This is a genomic window from Paenibacillus planticolens (genome assembly GCF_013141725.1).
Classification (GTDB): domain Bacteria; phylum Bacillota; class Bacilli; order Paenibacillales; family NBRC-103111; genus Paenibacillus_E; species Paenibacillus_E planticolens.
Genome location: NZ_WHNZ01000007.1, coordinates 350,742 through 373,545 on the forward strand (window position 1 = coordinate 350,742; position 22,804 = coordinate 373,545).

9 protein-coding genes are annotated in these 22,804 nt (G+C 47.3%); 1 reads left to right on the forward strand and 8 read right to left on the reverse strand.

What is annotated here, in order from left to right; all coding sequences use genetic code 11:
- Positions 1 to 57 precede the first annotated feature (57 nt).
- The 5 genes from GC097_RS02120 to GC097_RS02140 form a co-directional block, all read right to left on the reverse strand.
- Positions 58 to 1,734, reverse strand: a complete 1,677-nt coding sequence (locus GC097_RS02120; protein ID WP_171681686.1) for an ABC1 kinase family protein — start codon at positions 1,732 to 1,734, stop codon at positions 58 to 60.
- A gap of 5 nt (positions 1,735 to 1,739) precedes the next feature.
- On the reverse strand, positions 1,740 to 2,036 hold the full coding sequence (locus GC097_RS02125; protein ID WP_171681687.1) for a phasin family protein: 297 nt from the start codon (positions 2,034 to 2,036) through the stop codon (positions 1,740 to 1,742).
- A gap of 100 nt (positions 2,037 to 2,136) precedes the next feature.
- The gene (locus GC097_RS02130) at positions 2,137 to 2,904 is read right to left on the reverse strand and encodes a stalk domain-containing protein (protein ID WP_171681688.1); all 768 of its coding nucleotides are present in this window, start codon (positions 2,902 to 2,904) and stop codon (positions 2,137 to 2,139) included.
- A gap of 25 nt (positions 2,905 to 2,929) precedes the next feature.
- Positions 2,930 to 4,549, reverse strand: coding sequence for an S-layer homology domain-containing protein (locus GC097_RS02135; RefSeq protein WP_171681689.1), 1,620 nt, complete (start codon positions 4,547 to 4,549; stop codon positions 2,930 to 2,932).
- Positions 4,550 to 4,735: 186 nt separating this feature from the next.
- Positions 4,736 to 8,170 carry a glucuronyl esterase domain-containing protein gene (locus GC097_RS02140; RefSeq protein WP_171681690.1) on the reverse strand — a complete coding sequence of 1,145 codons (3,435 nt, stop codon included), beginning with the start codon at positions 8,168 to 8,170 and terminating at the stop codon, positions 4,736 to 4,738.
- Between the two features lie 285 nt (positions 8,171 to 8,455).
- Here GC097_RS02140 and GC097_RS34905 point away from each other — a divergent pair, with 285 nt between their 5' ends.
- The gene (locus GC097_RS34905; protein ID WP_171681691.1) at positions 8,456 to 9,652 is read left to right on the forward strand and encodes a sensor histidine kinase; all 1,197 of its coding nucleotides are present in this window, start codon (positions 8,456 to 8,458) and stop codon (positions 9,650 to 9,652) included.
- A 17-nt stretch (positions 9,653 to 9,669) separates the two neighbouring features.
- Here GC097_RS34905 and GC097_RS02150 read toward each other — a convergent pair whose 3' ends face one another.
- The 3 genes from GC097_RS02150 to GC097_RS02160 all read right to left on the reverse strand — a co-directional run bounded on the left by GC097_RS02150 (position 9,670) and on the right by GC097_RS02160 (position 22,585).
- A complete protein-coding gene (locus GC097_RS02150) occupies positions 9,670 to 13,443 on the reverse strand; it encodes a hypothetical protein (RefSeq protein ID WP_171681692.1) in 3,774 nt (1,257 codons plus the stop codon).
- Between the two features lie 192 nt (positions 13,444 to 13,635).
- Positions 13,636 to 19,662 (reverse strand): glycoside hydrolase family 3 N-terminal domain-containing protein, encoded by a 6,027-nt coding sequence (locus tag GC097_RS02155; protein WP_171681693.1) that lies wholly within the window; start codon positions 19,660 to 19,662, stop codon positions 13,636 to 13,638.
- A gap of 139 nt (positions 19,663 to 19,801) precedes the next feature.
- Positions 19,802 to 22,585 carry a glycoside hydrolase family 3 N-terminal domain-containing protein gene (locus GC097_RS02160; RefSeq protein WP_171681694.1) on the reverse strand — a complete coding sequence of 928 codons (2,784 nt, stop codon included), beginning with the start codon at positions 22,583 to 22,585 and terminating at the stop codon, positions 19,802 to 19,804.
- Positions 22,586 to 22,804 lie beyond the last annotated feature (219 nt).

Consider the following 22,804-nt stretch of genomic DNA (forward strand, 5'->3'; position numbering starts at 1 on the left):
TTCCCCGGAAATAAAAAAAAGACCGGACACTAGACCCGATCTTTTCGTCCTATTCTGCTAAAATCTGCCCGATTTAAAAATCGACAACAGCAGCCAGATCATCATCAAAGAAGCGACCACGAATCCAACTTCAATGGTTGGCACGTTAAGCAGGAAATTAGGCTTCCGGCCAACGATGGAAGAACCAACAATGAGGCCCATCATAATCAAGCTGAAGGAAAGGAGCACGATGCTAAACGTGATCCGGTTTCCGATGCGATCCAGCTTGCGCAGGATATCATCTGCCTCAGAAACGCTGACGTCCAGGTGCATCTTCCCCTTTTTTATCAGCGAGATGAGCTCTCGGGACTGTCTTGGTAAATTCACCAGCATGTGCCCGTAATCCGTTATATCCTTGAAGATACTCGCAGTCAGATTCTTCGGGCGGAATCGTTCCATCATCAATTGAAGACCGAACGGTTCCGCTAACTTTACGATGCTGATCGTCGGATCCAGCGTTACGACAACCCCTTCAATCGTAACCAACGTTTTCCCTAAAAGGATGAAATCCGCCGGCACGCGAATATGATACTTGTACGCCACCTCGAACAGATCGTTGACAATTCCGCCCAAGCTTACCTGACTAAGAGGGACGCCGTAATACTGCTCTCTAAGCCCCTCGATGTCATAATGCAGCTCCGCCATATCGATATCCTCGTCAATAAACCCGATCCGGTAGATCGCCTTAATCACCCCGTCGGTGTTCTGACGCATAAGCGCAATGATTAGTGAGGAAAAATGATACTTCATTTCCACCGTGAGCCGACCCACCATGCCAAAATCAAGAAAAGCGATCACTTCGCCCGGCAAAATGAGAATGTTCCCAGGATGAGGATCCGCATGGAACAATCCATCCACGAAGATCTGATGAAACAACGCCTGAATGAGACGCTTGGCAATACGGGCTCGGTCATACCCTAAGGCCAGAAGCTGATCCTCTTCATACAAACGGACCCCTTCGATATATTGCATCGTAATGACTTTCCTTGAGCTGTACTCGCTATAAATCTGAGGCACATAAATATGGTCTACATCCTTGAATTGTGCGGCTATTTTCTCCGCATTCCTCGCCTCTTTGGTATAGTCCAGTTCACTTATGAGCGATCGACTGAATTCTGCAATGATTAGCTCCACCTGAAGCCGCCGCGCCCAAGCAAAGCGACGTTCGGCAAGCGCAGCCAAATCCGCTAAAATTTCCAAATCCGTTCGGATCGATTCTGCGGCTTGGGGACGTTGGATTTTGACAGCCACGTGCTCTCCTGTGCGCAATACGCCACGGTGCACTTGCCCAATAGACGCCGCTGCAAGCGACTCCACCTCTAAGTGGCCAAAAACGGCATCGATGCTTTGTCCCAGTTCCGCCTCGATTGTGTCCTGCACCTGATTGTAAGGAAAAGACTTCACTTGATCTTGGAGTTTTTTCAACTCCTTAACAATATCTTCCGAAAGCAGATCAGAACGGGTACTCGCGATCTGTCCCAACTTAATGAAGGTAGGGCCGAGCTCTTCAACGACGTTCTTGATACGCAACCCCAGCGTCTTGCGATCCACATCGTCCTCCACGCGAAATCCTCTTAGCGGGATTCGCAGACGTTGCAGCAGATCCGACTCCTCCACCAGGAAACCGAAACCGTGGCGAACCAGAGCGACAACAATATCCCGGTATCGATGCAACTGCCGTATCCTTCTCCTCATAACGACTATGCCTGCGATTTCTGTTCCATTTGGTCGATGCGCAGCTCTAAGCGCTTGATATCATCCTCCGTCGCCACGTGCAGCTCATCCAGCAGCTTTTGAAGCTGTGCGCGGACGATTCGCTTAAGATCTTCCTGCTGCTCTTCGCCCCTCTGAATTAATTTGGAAACTAATTCCTTCGATTCACTAGGAGCCACTTCTCCCTTTGCCACCAGCTCATTCACAAAGCCTTCCAGCTTTTCTTTGGTGGCAACCGTGATTCCCAAGCCAAGCGAGAATGCGTTCTTGATCCAATCATTCATCTTGCCCACTCCTCTACATATCAACATTAGGCTATATGATTTCCAACAGCTTCCATTGATATGTATGCGGAGCAGACAAGACATTTTGAAGCCGAGCGATTTACTTGATTATTGTCCCACTCGAACTGTTTCCAGCGGCAGGATCCCCATTATCAAAAAAGGATGTGTCTAATATTCTCGCATAAATATACGGGTTTAAATTATGGCTTTGCACATGAAGTTTGATTTTTTCGAGGCCCTCTACATTAAACATAAGACGTTTGACATCGTCATCAGGACTAACGCTGTGCATTTCCAAGACAGTTGAAGCTGCACTTCCCGCAGTGTCTCCCGCATTATAAAGCGAAAATTCCACGTCATACTCACCTGGACTTATGACAGCCGCATCCAGGACGAGCCGCTTGTATTTACGGTCAAGGGTGAAATAAGCGTCCCCATATTGGTCAATCTTTAAAACCTCTTGGTACTGTTTATCTTTTACATTCGTTTCTTTAGGGTCTTTGGTTGGAATCGCGTAGATGTTGTCAATTTCCATCGGCATTGCGAAAATCGGCGTCTTTTCACCCGGTTTGCCTCCAATGTAAATCTTTTGATTAGCAGCATCGTAATCGATCGGTATTTTTAACGCTTCAGCCAGAGCGCGGACAGGCAAATAGTTGTTCCCATTGTAAAAAATCGCTGTCAGCGGTTTTCCATCTTCGTCTCTGGGCTGCCATAGCTCTCCTTTCAATACAAACGATACGCCCCTGTTGAAAAACGCGTTGATCGGCTCCAAATTAGCCGCCGCATAAGCGGAACCAAACGAGCTAACAAACATTGCAACAACAACGAGCATGATTCTAACCGCTTTCGATTTCTTCACTTTCATTCTCAATGAACTTCACCCTTCCTTCTCATTTTTTGACTTTCAACATACGAACGATGGCCGAGGCGGCTTCCGCGCGGGTGGACAGCGCCTGAGGTGCGAATTTGTTGTCCGGAAGCCCGCCGACAATGATAATGCCGGTTTCTGCAGCTTTGGAGACAGAAGGATTTGCCCACGGCGGAATGTCGGCTGCATCGGCAAAACTGGTTGGCTTCGCGTTGTCCGTACGAAGGCCGGAGGCCCGAATGACCATCGCAATCATTTCAGCATGTGAAATATTCGCGTTCGGCCGGAACGTAAGGTCATCATACCCTTCTATGATTTTGAGTTTGACAGCCTTTGACACAAATTCTCGCGCCCATGATCCTATTTGATCCACATCCGCAAAGTTCATCGTAGTGTCGTCCGCCACAGCTTGCGATTGCAAAGCTTTCATCAGCATGGTCGCAAACTCCGCGCGAGTGACATTCGCATCAGGTTTGAACGTACCGTCCGGATAACCTGACACGAAACCGAGAGCCACCGCTTCCATGATCTCCGCGTTTGCCTTATGACCCGCGATATCTTTAAGGATGGCCGGTTCCGGTGTTTGTGTTATCAACGTGACATTGACATCACAACTATCGCTTAGACTCTCGCTTTCCGTTTTCACCATGATTTTCGCCATACCCGGCGATTTGGCCGTTATACTGCCATCATTGTCCACTACGGCAATTTGGGGATTATTGCTGCTCCATACGATTTTCTGATTTCCTGCGTTAGTGGCAGCTACCGTTAATTTTTCCGTTTGTCCCGGTTTTAGCTCGATTGAATGTTTATTCAGTGAAAGACTGGCAATGGCAATTTTGTCAAAGTCGATGATGTTCAGTTTGAACTTATTAATGATTTTGGAATTCGGATCGATTTCCGTCTTGTCCGGAACAATAACGTCTGGTATGTTCGGGGAAATCTTTACTTTATCCACGATACTTATTGGAACTTTGGTTTTGACAAGCTTATTAAATATTGATGGCTGAAGTTCTTCAGGTAAATCATATTTGTCAATCACCATAGACAGCGAGTAATTATAAAGCGTGCTTTTATATTTGTCCGTCTGATTGTCAATATAGCTTAGAGGACCTCTGTGATCCATCGTGTTGTTTACGTAAAATGTTTTGGTTCCATCCGGACCATAACGTGTTATCCGGTAAGACGATTCCATGTTGGAGTTGTCATTCCATGTCAGCTCAACCGTTCCGTCATCCTTGGGAGTCACGTTGATATCCGACGGATCTGCGGGCTGTAAAATTTTATAAGGACCACTGCGCATTTCCGAATGGGTATTTGATCCAAATATTGGAATATAGACCACGTCGAGACGTATAATAGCTGATGTTAGCTCCGGATCAATAGGCAGCCTGAAACACGAATCATTTTTACAATGATACATCGGATGCCAAATTCCGCCATTATCAACGGAGTATTCAAAAGACGGGATGGAAACGGTCCCTAATCCGAGATCCTCCTCAAATAAAACGCCATATTCTTCTCCAGCAATTAAATAGGATTTGCCACCATTAAAAACCATAAACCGCAGGAGTTTGGCCGCTTCCAGTTCCTTCATAGGCCACATGGTGTACAGCAGCATGAAAGCAAAAACGAAAATCATTGTCTTTCTTGCAGCACTCCTCCCGAATCGAACATTCTTCCTCACAAGCTTTCACCCTTCCGTGCCTAAGATAAGGCTTTAATTAAAGTTCACTTCTAAGATGATATTAAAGCAGTCAGCGTTTCATGAGCGTTTCAAATCTTGCAAAATTGAAAAGGAGGGCAGGTTATCCTGCCCTCCAAATGATTATTCGAGAATCTTCCTTGCCACGAACGCAAGGTCGTTAATATCAATAACACCATCGCCATTGATATCCGCAATTTTCGCTTGATCCCAATCCGGATCGCTATTCTTCTTACCATAATATTTCGCCATGATCGCCAAGTCTCCGATGGTTACTTTACCGTCTCCGCTCAGATCTCCCGGAGTTCGAGTGATAACCAAGGACTTAAAGGCTTGCAGCGCTGCATTCAAATCAACTGCCGCTTGATCCACTTGCTGCTGCGTCGCTGATGCGCTGCCGGCTACGGTGTTCGCGCTGTCGATCGCCGCTTGCAAGGCTGCCTTCGATCCTGCCGGATATTGGCCGATACCGCTGCCTTCTGTCGCTGCATTGAGCTCCTCTTGCGCTTTGACAATAATATCGTTCAACGCCGTTTTGTCGATGACAACGATGGCTGAAATTGTTACGTTGTGGGAGACTCCATCTACTGTCGTTTCCGCCCCATCACTGCCTGATACAACCGCATGGGATAATGCGATAGCCGTTTCAGAGGAGGAAGAGAGCGATTTTGCTTTAAAATTCAGCTTCAGCAAATCACCGCCGGAATTTACCGCATCGACGGCTCCCAAGTTTGCCGCAATAATCCGGACTTGACCCAACGTTTCTTTTTGGCCTACAATCTCGAATTTATCCTTTAGGGACTTCGCAGAGACAAACTCTACTTTTTCGGGGTCAAAAGTAAAGGTCAAATCTTGCGCATAGATACTGTCTGTTACATGACTTAATCCATAGGTTAGGTCAAATGATGCACCGGCAAGAGCATTCGTAGCCCCCGCTAAAACCGCATTGAGACTATCCGGAGTTGAGTCCTTGGGAAATTCGTAGTAGTACCAGCCGTTAGTGCCGTTAATGCCACCCTTGCCGCCGGTGATGGTGTTGAATCCACCCCAATAGTAGTCGTATGGGCTTTGGGTCTGACCGTTGGAGACCTTCAGCGAGTAAGGGTCTGTGTTCAGTCTATCGGCTTCCGCGTCGGTCAGCGTTTTGCTGCCGTAGAAGAAATCTTGCAGATATTTGCCTTCCACTGTGGCACTGGCAGCGCCATGGGGGTCTCCGCTGGACACATAGTTGCCTGTATTGAACTTGACAAAATCGTCGCCATTGACGCCCAGCGTCTTGTAAACGCCCTTGGCGCTGCTGAGGCTCATGTTGTCGGTCGTGGAGCCGTCGTTATAGTCATTGAGATTCGTATCAATGATGATTGCGCGATTCGGTGCAAGTGTAGCCACCAGTGAAGTTTGGTCAAATGGCAGGCGGCTATAGTCGCCATAAGCGTAAGAATTCTCCTCGTGCTTATACATGTGGCCGTAGGGCAAGAAGTGACGGAAAAGCTCGGTCTCACGCGTACGGTTATGGCGGTAACTGTTACCCGGGCCTTCAGTGCCGTGGGCGATCACGTTTTCGGCGCCAGGGTTGTTATTGCTGAACATGGTGTCTTTGAAGTTGTACTCCTGGCCTTGCGCGTTATAACGCCAGTTAGCTGGGCCAGTTGCGCCTGCGCCGCCGGCAACGATCGCTTTTACCCGCTCATCAAAGACGCCAGCCACAAAGGCATACTTGCCATTGATGGAGAAACCTTTGGTGACCGCGCGGGTCGGGTCAATCTTAGCAGCCAGAGCCGGGTTGTTGGCAACCGCCAATTCCAGTATGTCCAGATAGGCCGAAACCGCAGTGGCGTTGGCCATTATGACGCTTACGTCAGCGGTAGTATTGTTACGCGAGTAAGGGAAGAGATTGTAAAATGTGCCGCTGCGGTTGGGGTTGCCCCACGCTAAATCGGTACGTACGCCATCCGCTGCCCAGTTGGGAAAGCTAATATTGGCGATGCCGTTAGCGGTCCAACTGCCTGCGAAGGAGATCGGAGCGGCTTGACCTTCTGGGACACCAGCGGTAGGCATGGTAATGCTGATCGTCACGTTTTGCTCAGTGCCGCCGGTAAAATTGACGTTTGTAGGCGTCACCTTCGCCGTGACGGTGGCGTTGCCGGTGCCGGCGTAGCTGTTCGTGACGAGGGAGACCTTGTAGTCCACATCCAATTTGGGCTTGTAACCATACTCATAGAACTGTGCCAGTTCCAGAATCTCCTTCTTGCGCTGGGCCCACTCCGCTTCGTTGGTTACCATGCCGCCCGTGCCCTTGTTCTTGTCAAAGAACTGCCAGACGTTGGGCAAGGTGTTCACAGCGGGCAGGTCGTGGGGATCCGGGTACTTCGTGTTCCCCCATTTCAGCCCGGCGAAAGCTTGGACGACCTCCAAAACGGCGGCTTCCTTCTCTGCACGGGTGGCGGAGGGGCTGTTTTTGATCGCGTTATATGCGGCTTTGGCACCAACCATACGGGCCTTGGACTCGGCAGTCCATACATTGCTGCCGTCACCGTTATTCGCATCGACCGTTCCGTTGCCCGATCCGCCGGGGTTGTTCTTGGAGTTCCAGAAGCGAATATCCTCCTCGGCGCGCCAGCCACTGTAAGCGAATTCCGTCTTATTGTCCCAGCCGGACAGTGTGACCTCACCCCAATCCCGGTTTCTTACGCGTTCGGAGTTCGGCAGATTGGAGCTGCCCTCGCGCCCCGCATAGTATTCGGATTTGCTCCAATAGGTAAAAGAAGCATTTTGATCGTAAATGCCAACATCCAAGCCGACCTGCGTGCCATTGGTCAGCTCGCGATCCCAGTCGTCGCCCCAACCTTCCATTTGCAGAGCCATCTCGTAGGTGTAGTTGACGCCCGGGCTGTTAGTCTCAGCGTTGTACCCAGATGATTTGAAAGCTTTCAAGCGTGTCGAATAGTCTTGATGGTTCGGGTTGAAGAAGGACCCTAGGGAAGGAATTCCGGTATTATAGAACGAGGACACCGAAGCGGCGTTCGGACTTGCACTCAGGAAGAAAATGCCCTGGGTATCCGTTTCCATGCCCCACTTGTCGTTGAAGACATCCAGCGTGACGAACAGGCCGTCCATGGCGGGCGTATAAGTGGCTGCGCTCCAGTTCGGGGTTCCAGTGTCGGATTTGGTAGTATCGCCGGTTACCTCCACCAATACGTAGAGCACCGGGCCGTCCCACATGAACCGCAAGGTGCCTTCGGTTGTGGCATCCGGAGCGGTTGCCGTCATAGCGGTGTTGTACTTATTTCCAATCCTGTAAGGAGTGGCGTTGTCCCAAGCCGCTTCTTTGATGCCGTCCACCACGATCGGGTTAGCGGTAAACTTGGCATTGCCCTGAGCCCTGGGTGAGGTGATTTTGAGACTCATGTTGTTGCTGCCGGTCGGCGTATACCGTTCTGTAACGTTGGTGTTATTAACGAAGTTCTTGTCATCCCGCTGGTTATACGGATACTGGTCGCCTGGCGAGGCAAGAGCCGCGGGTGCTGTCATGCCGAACAACGTCGCCATAGTCAGCATAGTGGTAAGAGTTCTGCTAAATCTAATACGTTTCTGCATAGCATTTCCTCCTCTTATAGATATAGTAGAATCATGGTTATGACATCGATCAACCGCTCTCTACTGATGTTAAATCTATCATAAGCATGTGCAAACGGAATTCATTTTCTTTGGCATTTCACTATTAATAATTACAGATTTCCGCGCACACTCTAAAATGCAAAAAAGCCGCGATAGTCGCGGCTTTTAATCCAGTAGCGTTAATAGCTTACATGTAGCAGGAATACATAAATTAATAGAGAAATAGTGAAAATCAACTCTGAAAGTTGGATGATTATGCAGCGAAATCAGGAGAGCCTTAGTTCGTTATTAATTTCTTCCATCCCGAAAATCTTGGAAACGCATTTCGATGCGATCAGAAACCAAAGTCATGCAGCAAACATGTTTGTTCAGACACAGCAAGAATTTTTATTTACGAGTATCACAGAGATCCAGACAGGTATGATCCATGCCTTATTTATGACGGCTCCCAAATATAGGGACTATTTGGTTTCATCGCAAGCACAAGGATTTGAGCAAGGAACATTCACAGCTAGAACTTTAGGCGAGCACGACCAGATCGTTTTGGAAATAAGTAAAAACTTAAATCTAACTTCTCAAAGCATCTTGATTGCCATAATCGAGCAGTACGAGGAAGATGCTAGTAAACGTGTGTTTTTAATCAACCGCTTGATGGAATGTAATTGGAATCGTTTTGCAAGCTTTACTCAAGGCTATCTGGCAAGTAAAGAGCAGCAGATTGATCATTTACACTCGCAAAAGGTATCCGTAATGGGACAAATGGCAGCAGGCATGGCTCATGAGATACGGAATCCACTAGCGTCGATCAAAGGATTCGCTCAACTTGCTAAGCACAGACTTCAGCAGCCGGTAATCAAGGTAGACGAACTGACTCACTATCTTGATTTAAGTATTAATGAAATAGATGCCTTAAATAGATTAGTTACGGACTTCCTGCTGTTGTCGCGAAAACGCGATAACACCAAGCATGACGACTCAGTTGTCGATGTTAAAGAGGTTTTACAAAGAGTTATCGGTATTGCAGAACAGATCGTATTAAGCGATGAGATCCATCTTTCAACACATATTTCCGAGCAAGAATTATTCACCTTTGGCGACGCTTCTCAACTTGAGCAAGTGTTTTTGAATATTTTGAAAAACGCAATCGATGCCATGTCGAATACAAATGGTGCCATACAAATTTGGGCGGATACAGCTGCTAATCACATTTTCATTAAAATCTCTGATAATGGGACCGGCATGTCGAAGGAAACATTGGACCGGATCTACGAACCATTTTTTACGACGAAGGAAAACGGTACTGGCATAGGCTTGTCTATTTGCAAACAACTGATTGAACGCCATAACGGCAGGATAGGGTACGAATCTGAAATTGGAAATGGAACCGCCGCAACGATTACTTTGCCAAAATTTAATTCATGAAGTTCTGATTTCTCACCTTACTTGCTGCTAAACTTCAATTCGTAATTCTGTGTGGGAACATTGAAGGTATAAGACTTTTCCTCTTCCGTACCGTGCGTAATTTGATGCTTTTGTTCATAATCTGCCACCATTTTTGCGGCTACGACTTTACTTACGCCTAATTCTACTCCCCATTTATTCATCAATTCATCGACAGCTGCATTGGTGGATTTTGCTTTGAAGGCGACGTCGCGTGAGGCTTGCTTTAGCGTCAGATTAATGACCTTATGGCTCTTGCCAACGGAGTAGGATTCAGGGGTTAGAATATCGATTGCCGGCAGATAAAACGTTTCATCCAGAATCACGATCGGTGTCGTTGCGGCTCGAACAATTTCAGCGTCCAGTACGGGTTCTGCATCCGAAAACGTAATTTTTTGGCTGTGATAGGAATTCACTTTAGCTGAGGCGATGACGAATTTTTGTTGAAGTACGTCCCGGACATGCAGAATAAATTCGCCGGGAATAACCTGTCCGTTGTAACCTTGCGTCTTGAAAATAATTAACTTATCTTTGACCGGATTGCCTGCGAGAGATTGGGCCGCCGCTTGATAGACGGGTTCGCGCTTCGATGGCGGCAGACTTTTGGCAGCCTCGGCTTGCTGCTTAGCAGCCTCCACAGTCGCTTGTTTGGCCTCTGCTTCCGCTTTAGCCGCATGCGCCTGCGCTGCTTTCTGCGCTTCTGCTTCTATCGCTTTGCCTTCTACTTCCGCCGCCGTTTTATAGATGCCAAGATCATAATCTTTCTGCTGTTTATCTAAATTCGATTGATAATTTTTTTGAATTTCTCGCGCTTTGTTAGCCGCCTCGGCGATATCGATCGTATTATCGGATAGCTTTTTCAAGAGATCCGCAACTTGTTGTTGGCCGGACATATCCCGGAAAATATTGGGTGTGCCAAGAAGATTTAGAGCGGCTGCTAGGCCTGTAGGATCTGGTGCTGACGTTGGATTCACGATATTCACTAACGATTGAGGAAATGCTGTCGGAGTTGGCGTAATGACTTGTGGTTGAGGTTGAACAGCCGTGATCGGATTGATATCTGGCGCAGCGAAAGGAATCGGATGCTCTTCCCACTTCCAGAAGCGGGTGTTATCGATCTCTTCTGACACATTGCAGTGGCCGAGCTTCCCTTCGGCAAACACGCCGCGTGTCGGGAGCGTGATCAAACGCTCGCTCCTCACGGAGGCAAGCGCGATTCTCTCCATGATTAATTCTCGTTCATGTTCATTAAACTGAGCGAGTTGATTTGTGGCCCATTGAATTTGATTCGGATCGTTGCTGTTAAGCGCAACGGCAAGATCGACGACAAGCCAATCCTGTATTTTAGGTTTCTTTGCCAAAGGATATGCAACATAGCTTCCGAATACTTCGAGCGGAGTCGGATCTACTATGTCCGCAAATGCTTCTTTTTCCATCTGAAGCGCGATCGAATTCGAGTCGTTTCCTAACAAAAGTAAACGATTATAGTAAGCGTGGTTACTATCAAAATGATCTTTTAGCTTTTTGATCGCGTAAGTTTCTTCGACTGTTAAGCTGGCCTCGGGGGAAAGAACCGGTGGAATGGAGGATGGACGCGGCCCGGGACGTTTAATATACGTCATCGTATTCGAAGAACCGTTCGTGGAGAAATAATAATCGACGTCGGCGTTTTCAATTAGCGGAACGACTCCTCCAGCGAAAAATCCGTTCACATGCAGGCGATCAAGTCGCCATTCGTCCGTATCGTGCAGAACAAACTCAAAGCCGACCAAATTCGACCAAGCAACCGGCACGTCCGGTTTAGCGATAAACCACCCCATCGCCGTATCGTTTAGGCGCTCTCCGGTGTCCACATTATCTGTTACTGCTCCCTTTTCCCACAAATGAAGCAATGGCCTGCCTACGTTGGCGCCATCCCAAGTAATTAAATTAACCATCACAAGTTCATCCGTCTTATCACGTAAACCTTCGGCCGTCTTAACGCCGAATTCGAATAAGCCGAAAGTTAAATCGCCTTCCCAACCCGCTGCCTTCTCAGGTGCCGGTGTAATATTGTTCACCTTTTGGTATTCGCGGATGGCTTCCCTTTTTTCAAGCGCATCGAAAGCGGTTTTTAATTTAGGATCCAACAGTGCAGGTTCAAGTTGGTTCCGATACGCAATTAAAGTATTGTCGTCAAACTTATCGATTTGTTTCGGAAGTTTAATTAAGAGCGCGGGGCGTCTTCGCACCCATTCGACCGTAACGCGAAAATGCCGAAGCACTTCATAATACAAAATCGTTAACGTGTGGCTATGATTGTAATTTGTAAACGTTCTCGTCTGGATGCTTTCTTTCTCCTCTTGCCTGGCTTGGATAACGACGGTCGAGTTCAGCTCACGCTGAGCTGAGCTTGCTTGCGAAAAACTGTCGCTCAAGCGCTGAATGTTCTCCGCTGCGAGATCTCTGCTTCCATCGCTGGTAGCTGTTGAGCCGCCCATACTCCAAGTATCGCCGACGGCCGCTCCGACATCAAGAATCCCCATATCGAACGAACCTGTTCCCCCCGACGAGTGGGCCGCTCCTCCCATAAACAAAGAGCCATGCTGAAGTTCTTTCAAACCTGCTTTCATCGTTTCCGTAATTGTGCGATCCCGATGCGTTTGATGAAGCAGTTGTTCGTTTAACGTCGTATTTTCGTCGCGCTTGGTCAAGCTGTCCCACGACCAGTCGATAACCGCAAGCTTAACCGTTTCTGCAGGTGCGAGTGGCAAACTGTACAATAATTCCCCTAAAGAATGACCGAGCGAATACCAAGACACCTTGTATTCGTCGATGTATGCAGGCTTGCAATTCACGGGAACATCGAATCCTTCCGGCGCATCCGTCAGACGAACGACCTGTCGCAGCACAAATTGTTGAAGCGCCATATTGCTGGGCACTAACGAATCGCAACCGTCTTCTCCCACGAGCGTTTTGGGACTTGCAGCAAAAGACGTCGGCGATAATTGCCAGTCCGTTAGCGAGGGGTTTTGAAGCGATCGGGGGCCCATGTTATTGAAATGTGCAAGCATTTCAGGCGAATTAACAGATAAGCGGGCAACGATCGCATTCATCGAAAATCTGGCCTGGCTTAAAACATCGAACCGTTGTTCAACGCCGTACGGATACACCAAAATAGCGGTTTTCGCAAGTAAACCGGGATCGGTGCGGCGCAATTCAATCGCTTCTGACAACAATTTCTTCACTTCAGGCTGCAATCGTCTTAAATCGAAGGATACATAGCCGACATGGTCCGTCGTAAGTACGCCGAGCGGCTCCGCCCAAATCATGCCCCTATCTTCGGGTTGTTCCACTAGCATGAGGCCAATTCGAAGCGCGTTGTCTTTCAAAGACGCAGCTATCAAGGATTTCAATTCCGATTGCGGTATATCGTCAAATCGGGCTGCATTCACGGAGTTCAGAACATCTTTAAAGACACCTATCAAGAAATCTCGGATGAAGCTGCCATCTTGCATTTTCACAGAATTGAGACTGACAGCAGCGATCACATCGACAAGAGCCTGCTCTGTAACTTGAACGATGAAGTTGCGACTCGCTGTCGATATTTGCGAATCCACCTGCAATAGCGAGTAGATCATCGGCTCCCTGAATTTCGTATTCGGCGGGAGAGCCGGCTTCACACGCGGGATCGCAATTTCTGCATAAATCGGCAAATTCGATGTAGGAAGCCCCGTGTCGGGATGCGTTATGAATAGGCTTAGATGACTAGGGAAAGAAGAAAACGTTACCATTAAAATTTGCTCCTTTTCAAAGTTTCAAATTAACCCCAAAATGAAGAGTCAAATCCATCATAATCGTTTTACCTTAAAAATTGTGTCAGGTTATATCAGCAAAAATGAAGAGATCCTCTGTCATTTTGTCGAATAAAAAGAAGCCTTGTCGGGCATGTTATCCCTTCAAGGCCTCTCATCTTCCTTCAGCTTTTATTCCAAAATCGCACGAGCTACGATAGCAAGATCTGTAATGTCGACTATGCCGTCATGATTGACATCCGCTGACTTGTACAGATTCCAATCTGCATCTGCCGACGTTTTACCGTAAGCAGCCGCAACGATAGCCAAGTCGCCAATGCTGATTTTGCCGTCTCCATTCGTATCGCTCGGTGAGCCTACAATTACTGAAGCTGTAAACGTTTGAATCGCAGTATTAAGATCCGTTACCGCTTTTTCCACCTCAGCCTGGGTTGCTGCCACATTGCTCAGCACAACATTCGCCGAAGTAATCGCAGCTTGCAGAGCAGCCTTCGCTGCTGTCGGATATTGGCCAGGTAGAGTTCCCTCCACAGCCGCATCGTACTTGCTTTGTGCATTTGCAATCAAGGCACTCAGTGCTGTTCTGTCAACTACGTTAATTTGCAGGTTAAGAGTAGCACCAGCGATTTTCGTTTCCTTGCCTTGACCATCAGCCACTACAAGCTTCGACACCTCAATGGAAGCGACCCCTGCCGCTGCTTCTGGCCGTACTTTGAACGTCAGTTTCATCAAATCTTTATTCGGCGCCGATTGGTAATCGCCCAAATGTACGCCAAGCAAGCGAATTTGACCCGGTTTGGAAACGGAATCGACGACGATAAACATGTCACCGTTTAATGATACCGGAGTTGGCACAAACTCCAGTTTATAGGTATCATACGTTACGGTCACGTCTTGAGCGGTAACTTCACCAATGATATGCTCAAGCCCGTAAGTAAAGTCCACTGTCATGCCAGTCGTAGCACTGCTCGGGCCGCTTAACTTCGCGGTTGCCGGCTGCGGCAATACGCTAACGGAAATAGACGCTTTCAAATTATTCGGATTGGTAACACCTTCTACCGCTGCCAGAGTTCCACTCAGCGTGTATACGCCAGCTGCATTACCGTTGTAATCGCCTTTGTTCCATTGAACAGGAATAGCTTTAGTTTCATTATTACTCAAGTTGACTGTTGCTGTTGCCGGTAAGCCCAACTGCTCAAAGCCCGTTCCATAAGCAACGCTCAAAGGCTGCGGCTGAACAACAGATACAATCGTAGAACTAGGAGCAGGCACTTCATAAATAAACTCAACATACTGGAAGTTTGCATTCAAACCATCGAATTTCATATACACATTTTGTGAACCCACTGCTTTTGTTTTGTTAACGAAATTGGTTGCAGCACCGACGTAGGTATCCAAATAAGGATTATTCCCTGTTTGCTTGGTACTGGCGATGCCATAATTCCCCCATGCAGCGGTAGACTTTTGATTAAAATTAATGCTCGCAAATTCATTATTGAGCACGAATGATCCGCCACTGTATACATCGCCATAGGCTCTTCCTTGCGTCGTTGCGCGTTTGGCCGGAGTTCCCGTATTATCAGCTTCGGTATAGAATCTGAAATATGGCGTTGAGGCGCCTTCACGAGAATATTGAATTCTAATTTCAGCAAGATTCGTTAAATCAATTTTGCCGAAATAGACGATGTCATTGGAATTCACGTAACTCATGGCATCCGTGCCGCTTTCAAATCTGAATCCGGTGTTCGATGTGAAAATCCATGGCGCGTTGTAAGGATAGATCCGGATACCGTTTGTTATTTTTTCAGTAGCTTTTGGAACCACATCTTTCGGCATAACCGAAGACTTCAGATCGGCTACAGCAGCCTGCAGCTCAGCGATTGCATCGGCTACTACCGAGTCGTTGATCGGCTCAGTCATAACACGCTTGACGTTGTCTAAGATCGTGTTGAAACGCGCCTTTTTGTAAGCGGTATACACGTTCATATCCAAATTCTCAGCAGCTCGAATCGCATCTGCTAATTTTGAAGTGTCCACACCATCCTGCTTGAGCTGGAATTTTAACCAGTTCAAATCGATACCGGCACTTTCAAACACAATCCTTAAGGTATGATCCCCTTTGGAAAGCGCGACATCCGGGATGTTAAACGTAGCCCATTCTCCTTTAGTCGTCGTGATGTCAAATGTCCCCAGAAGCTTGGCGCCATCATAGAGACCAAATGACATTTGGGCCACCTCGGACTGGCTGGATCGAATGCGGGATGTGATCTTATAATTGCCTGCTGTCGCAACATTCACATTATATGAGATCGCTTCTCCCTTAGCAGTATTTGTATAGCACAACCCTCCGTCTACATCATTACAGGAAACCGGCGTGATCACCCGGGTAATCGAAGCAGATTCTGTTTCTGCAACCTTCAACTTGGTATTAAGCCCAATAGTCGTCACGCCTGCAGATACATTGTCCGTATTGAAACGAACATAATCATAATCCGCATAAAATGGATCGGTAAGCGTTTGACTTCCATTCGATGCTAATAACCCGAATTTCGGATTGGCATAGTCCGCCGTTGTACTTCCTAAGGAAATATAATTGACGCCGTCCGCGCTGACATAGCCTGAATAGACGTTGCCTAATTTTTTCAATCGTAAATATAGTTCTTTCTTGTCGCCAAATACATTGGTAATCTGACTGGCCGAAAGCGATCCGATGCTCACTGGCGTTGCACCGCCGGATTCCTTGACCATGCCGATTATTTTACCTGAGCTGTATTCATACTTCACCCAAATATAATTATTATTGTCCTGTGAAGCGGTGATGCCGAATCCGTTATAGTTCTGATTAGGAGCTTTATTAATGTTAACTTTTACTGTCGCATCCCAGTTTCCAAACGCTTCCTGTTGGAAATAGTTTTTCAGGTCCGCATGATCGGTCCAGAAATCGCCTCTTTCCCCTATGATTCTTAAGAAGCCAGGGTTAGCGGTTAACGACCAGTTGTTCTTGTTTTCACTGTTGGTCGCCGTTTCTTTATTAATCGTCCATGCGCTGTTTAAAGTCGTGCTAGTAAACTCATCGCTCTGCGGCAGTTTACCGAATTGAATGACATAGGTATTAGCCTGATCAGAGCTTATCGCTTTGATAGATACTCTTCGGTTCGCTGTATCCACCGTAGCAGTCGCTGTTACGCCTTCATTTTTCTCAAAAGTAACTTCAGGCAGGCTTGCTACACTGTTGAGACCCACATCATAGCTGAATCTGGTTTCTCTGAAGCCATCAATCGGTTTACCGTCAATCGAAATACTTTTCAAATAAGCATAGGTTGGATTATCAAAAATGGGCTCCAATCCTTCTTGAGAGCTAAAGATAACCTTGTAAATTCTTTGCTCTCCGCCAGCGCTTGCCGTAATGACCGCCGCCGGTCTGCCAGTACTCGCCTGAACAACATCTACAACTGCACCATCTGCAGCAGTTGCTTTAACTTCAGGATATTGTGACAATACCGAGTCACCGAACGCTTTATAATCCAATTTTAACGAATTGAAGTTTTTAATGTTCTTACCGCCTACCGTAATACTGCTGAGTCGCGGATCGCCAATCTTGGCAGTGTTAACTCTAAACCAGTCTTTACCCGGCGTATAGTCAACCTTGTATTCGATATTCGCTGTTCTTGCGAAAGCAGGAGATTGCATCAAGAAACGGCTGATATTTTTTGCAGAACGCTGCAATTCTCCCAAGGTAAGGCTGCCATTTGTAAGAGATGCGACGGTATTGAAAGTGCTATTATTCCGGTTTTTCTGAGTTTCAGCATAGCCATCGGGGATAACCATGTAAATATCGTTCTGAGCTCGAACCATCGCTTTGCCGTTAAGTTCATCATAACGATTCGTAGTAGCATAAAAGCCTTGATCTTCACTCAGCTTTGCCCACCAGTCTGTCATCACAATGCCGTCAAAGCCCCACTCACCCCGAAGGATTGTTGTGTTCAAATCGTAGTTGCTTGAGGCCCATGTTCCGTTTACCGGACCGTAGGACGTCATGATGGAACGTGCCTTGCCGCTTTTCACAGCCATTTCATAACCTTTTAAATAAATTTCACGAAGTGCTCTTTCCGAGACAAGACCATTGGCAAGATGACGTGCTGATTCTTGATTGTTTGCTGTAAAATGTTTCAAAGTAGGAGCCGTGCCGTTCTGTTGAAGGCCTCTCGTTTGTCCGATCGCCATCATCCCTGTTAGCAAAGGATCCTCGGAGAAATATTCGAAGTTTCTTCCGTTTAAAGGGTTTCTGTGGATATTGATACCAGGACCCAGTAATGTATCGATATTGTTAAGGCGCATTTCCTTGCCTAGGTTGAAAAATAACCGCTCAACTAACTCGATATTCCAGCTGCACGCAAGCATCGTACCGTTTGGAAGGCTCGTTGCTTTTTGTGTATCGGTTTCCATGCGGATACCGGATGGGCCGTCTGCCGCACTGTCGATCGGAAGGCCGAATTTCAATAAATTATTCGTAACGCCGCCGAACGCCGCTGCGGTTCCTGCGGTTACTTTAGGGCTGGACATCCCTTCCCCTAGAATAATCGATGCTAGATCATTATTGCTAAACTGGGCGATAAACTCATCCATCGTCACTTTTTTATCATATACGTCGACTAATTTATAACCTTTATTGGCTGTTTGCGGGATAGCTGCAGGAAGATTATCCTGAATTCGTTTTGCCAGATTGATCGTTCTTGTAGGAACGGCTTCGTTCACGCTGTTGAAAGTGCCGTCACCCTTCTGAGTGCCAGGTTTGATGCGATTAAACGCTTTCGTAGGCGCTAGTGCTTCCTGGAGCTTCTTAACAACTTTTAACTCAGCAACTTGATAGGCACCTGCTTTTACAGAATCCCTTACGCTATTTCCTACATAAATGTTATAATCGCCTGCCTCAAGAACATAAGAGGAAACGTTGCCCGTAATTCCGCTATCATCATACGAAGCCATATCTTTGATATCAAAGGAAATCGCCATTTGCTGGGACTGCCCAGGCTGTATGATGCCGGTTTTTGCAAAAGCTCCTAATTGTTTAGCCGGTTTGCCAAGCTTTCCTTGTGGCGCTCCGTAATAAACTTGAACAACTTCCTTGCCAGCTACCTTACCGGTGTTGTTTACAGTTACATTTACGGTAATTTCTTGGTCGCTGCTCTTGATGGAATCCGTAGTTATCTTAAAGTCGGTATACGATAGCCCAAACCCAAACGGATAGAGCACCTTATCCGGAGCAAAAGTTTCAAAATAACGATAACCTACATAAATATCCTCAGCATAGGCATTCTCGGTTTGGCTGCCAAAATTAGCGGTGGAAGGATAGTCGGCAAGCGTCTTTGCAATCGTATCGCTCAGTTTACCGCTTGGCGTTACGTCACCTGTCAGTACATCGGCAACAGCGCTTCCGCCTTCCATACCGCCTTGCCATGCATAGACGATGGAGGCTTTCGGGTAATTTTTCGCCCATGACATATCAATCACGTTCGCAACATTGAGAACGATAGCTAATCGATCAAATTTAGCATAGACCTGATCAAGCATAGCAACTTCAAGATCTGTCAGCCGGTAAGCGCCTTTCTCGTCCTTGTTATCCTTGTCTTCCCCGGCTGTGCGTCCGATAATCGCAATCGCCGTATCGGATTTCGCTTTTGCCGCATTAAGGATATCGGCAGTCAACGGCATTTCTGCTTGCGACCACGGCTCAGCCGCCCATCCGCCGCCGCCATCGTCAAATGGATGTGTTTTCACCCAATCCGTATATACTTTGGCTAAATCTTCGTTGACATGTACACTAGGATTATTGCGCAAGCCCTCTAGAATCCCGTTGACATAATCTACTCGGACAGCACCGCCGGAACCAGTTCCGGATTTATAATAATGTGTTTGAATACGCCCGAACACTGAAATGTTTTCACTCTTTTTGATTGGCAATACTTTTTCAATCTCATTAACCTGAGAGCCCGCTACTTTATAATCGGGATTCTGCAGCAAAACGATTCCTTCGGCAGCTACTTGTCTAGCCACATCGGGCAAGCCCGGAAGCGCCTGCGCCGAAACAGGCGTGTAGCTCTGAGGTGCGATGATGGATGCCACCATCACAAAACTAAATAACAATTTAAACCAACGAGCGGCTAACATTTTCTCTTGCTTCTTCATTAACACATTCATTCCTTTCCTCTCGCTTGTTCATAAAAAGCGTTGCCAACTCGGCGATATCCATCATGTCAACCGGATACGACAAGTTTAGATGCTGGTGGTAGCTAGAGCAGCCTGCACGAGGGCAGACTGCTCTCCCACCATAGAACGTTTACTGCAGAATCGCTTGTGCCACGATAGCCAGATCTGTAATGTCGACTTTGCCGTCTTTATTGATATCCGCAGCCTTGTACTTATCCCAATCCGGATCTGCCGACGTTTTACCGTAAGCAGCCGCAACGATCGCCAAGTCGCCGATACTGAACACGCCGTCACCATTCATATCGCCTGGTGCAGCAGTAATAACGGAGGACGTGAACTTCGTAATCGCCGCATTCAGATCCGTTACCGCTTGCGCGACTTCATTCTTCTTCGCTGCCGCATTGTTCAGCACGACTTTTGCCGTGTTAATCGCAGCCTGCAGAGCATCCTTCGCTGCCGACGGATATTGACCTGGAAGCGTTCCTACAACAGCAGCATCGTACTTGCTTTGTGCACTATCAATCAAAGCACTCAACGCTGTTTTATCTACTACGCTAATTTGGACGTTGAAGGTCGCGCCGCTAAGCTCCGTTTCCACGCCTCGCTCATCAGCAATCACAACGCCCGATACCGTTACGGCACTGCTTGCCGATTCAACCGATTTCGCACGGAATTTCAATTTGAGCCAATCTCCGCTAGCGCTATGATTACTTCCCACGTTAGCTACGATAAAGCGAACTTTACCTGCGGAAGCTTTCTTGTCAATAATTTGTGCTCCCTCTTTCACAGGGCTCGCCGAAACGTATTCCAACTTCTGCGGATCATAGGAGATCGTAACATCATGCGCGTAAACTTGTTGAGTTACATTTTTTACACTGTAGGTCAAATCGAATTCTTGGCCTGGAATCACTTCAGTGTCACCAGATAATGCAGTGCCCGGTCTCGTTTGGGCATAAGTCATGCCATATCCAAGCGGGAATAACGGGTTGCTCTTGTCTTTCGAATTGATCTCAGCAAACGTGCGAGGCCATGTGTAAGGCAATTTGCCTTGGAAATCGTAGTCGCCGAAAACAACATCGGCAACGCCCGCGCCTTCGGACCCTGGAAGCCATGCTTCAACAACAGCATCCCAGTCAGCAATATCGTTCGTAATTACAAGCGGTCTGCCCGATACAAGAATAATAACTACTTTCAAATTCGGGTTAGCCGCTTTTGCCGCCTTCAAGTTCGCAACGATGCTCGCATCACTGGATGCGCCGCCTGTTCCGTAAGTCAGGTTCGTACCTGTACGGTCTCCATTACCTTCCGCATATGGATCTTCCCCGATAACAGCAACGGCAATATCATGACCTGCTGTAGCTGTAGCTCCGGTTTGATCCCAATCCACGGTTACACCTGGACCCGCTACTTGCTTAATGCCGTCCAGAATGTTCGTTCCTTTGGTCGCTACGTTGGCGTCGCCCTGCCATTTGATCGTCCAGCCGCCAAGTTGATAGCCGATGTGATTGGCTTTATCGCCAATAACGACGATTTTCTGCGATCCATCTTTTTTCAATGGAAGTACGTTACTAGTGTTTTTCAACAGAACGAGAGATTTTCTAGCCGCCTCGCGAGCAAGGGCAGCATGGTCTGCGTTATAGATTACGCTCTCCGGATTCGTCACGCTGTCCGATAGCGGCTGCTCGAACAGTCCATTCTCGAACTTGACTCTGAGAACTCGGGTAACGGCATCATCAATCCGTGCCATCGATACATCGCCAGAGCCTACCAATGATTTTAAGTTGTTGATGAATCCGACCCAGCCGCTGCCTGCGCCAGAGTTAGCTGTCGTATTCCCTTTGGCGGAAAGCATGAACATATCAACGCCGGCATTTACACTAGCTTTAACTTGTCTTTTATAATTGGCTGCACCACTTATATTATTGCCTTGATCATCTACTACGATTTGTTGAATAGCGTCATAATCCGACACGACAAAGCCCGTAAAGCCCATTTGGCCTTTCAGAACATCTGTAATCAGATGTGTGTCAGCGTGTGATTTCAGTCCGTTAATACCGCTGTAAGTGATCATTACGTTACGAGCGCCTGCATCAACCGCTTTTTTGTAGTAAGCAAGGTGCGGAGCCAAATATTCATCTTTGGCTTGATTCAGCGTTTTTCCTTCCGGTACCGGAATCGTGATGTTTCCAGTATTTACACCGTTGTCCGTTAAGCCGTCTCCAATGAAATGCTTGATACTGGCGACGATTTTTTTGCCTTTCAAGAATCCGTTATCTCCGAGATCGCCTTGCAGCCCTTGGACAGCAGCGACTCCGAGCTTACCTACGATTTGCGGATCTTCGCTGTAGCCTTCATACGTTCTGCCCCAGCGAATATTTTGAACGGCGGAGATAACCGGAGCGAAAGTCCATTGTACGCCCGTCGCCCGCACTTCTTCCGCTGTTGCGCTTCCGATCCTTTTCACCAAATCAGCATCATTGGCTGCGCCCAGCCCTACGTTATGCGGAAACATGGTCGCATTCGTCAGATTGTTGTGTCCGTGAACAGCATCGACGCCATAGATCATCGGAATGCTTAACCGAGTACCCAACGATTGATTTTGGAAATTGTCGACCATGGTTTTCCAGGCAGCTGCCGTATTTCCGGTTGGAACCGATCCGCCACCGCTTAAGATCGAACCTAAGTAGTAGGTTTTGACATCATTCGTTCCCAGGGAAGCCCGTTCTGCTTGGACCATCTGACCGATTTTTTCATCCAAATTCATTTTACCCAGCAAATCCTGCACCCGCTGCTCGATGGGCATATTCGGATTTTTGTAAATCTCCACATCAGCGGCTGACGCCACATTGGCGACATTAAAGGGTAGTAAGGACAGCATCATAACAGAAGCAAGATAGGACCTCAGTTTCTTCATCTTAGTTTCAAATCCTCCCAAATGTTATTGGAAAAGCGACTAAAACAGAAGCTTTTGAAAATATCATTTCAACCGGAATCGGTTATCCGTATCACCCCTCTCACGAATTTTGTGATACATTTTGTAACATTTTGGATAAAGCGAAAAAATAAAGCGCTTTCGTTGTTTATTATGTACTTATGTTGCAATAATTAACATTCGAAATCCTCTTATTTTGTA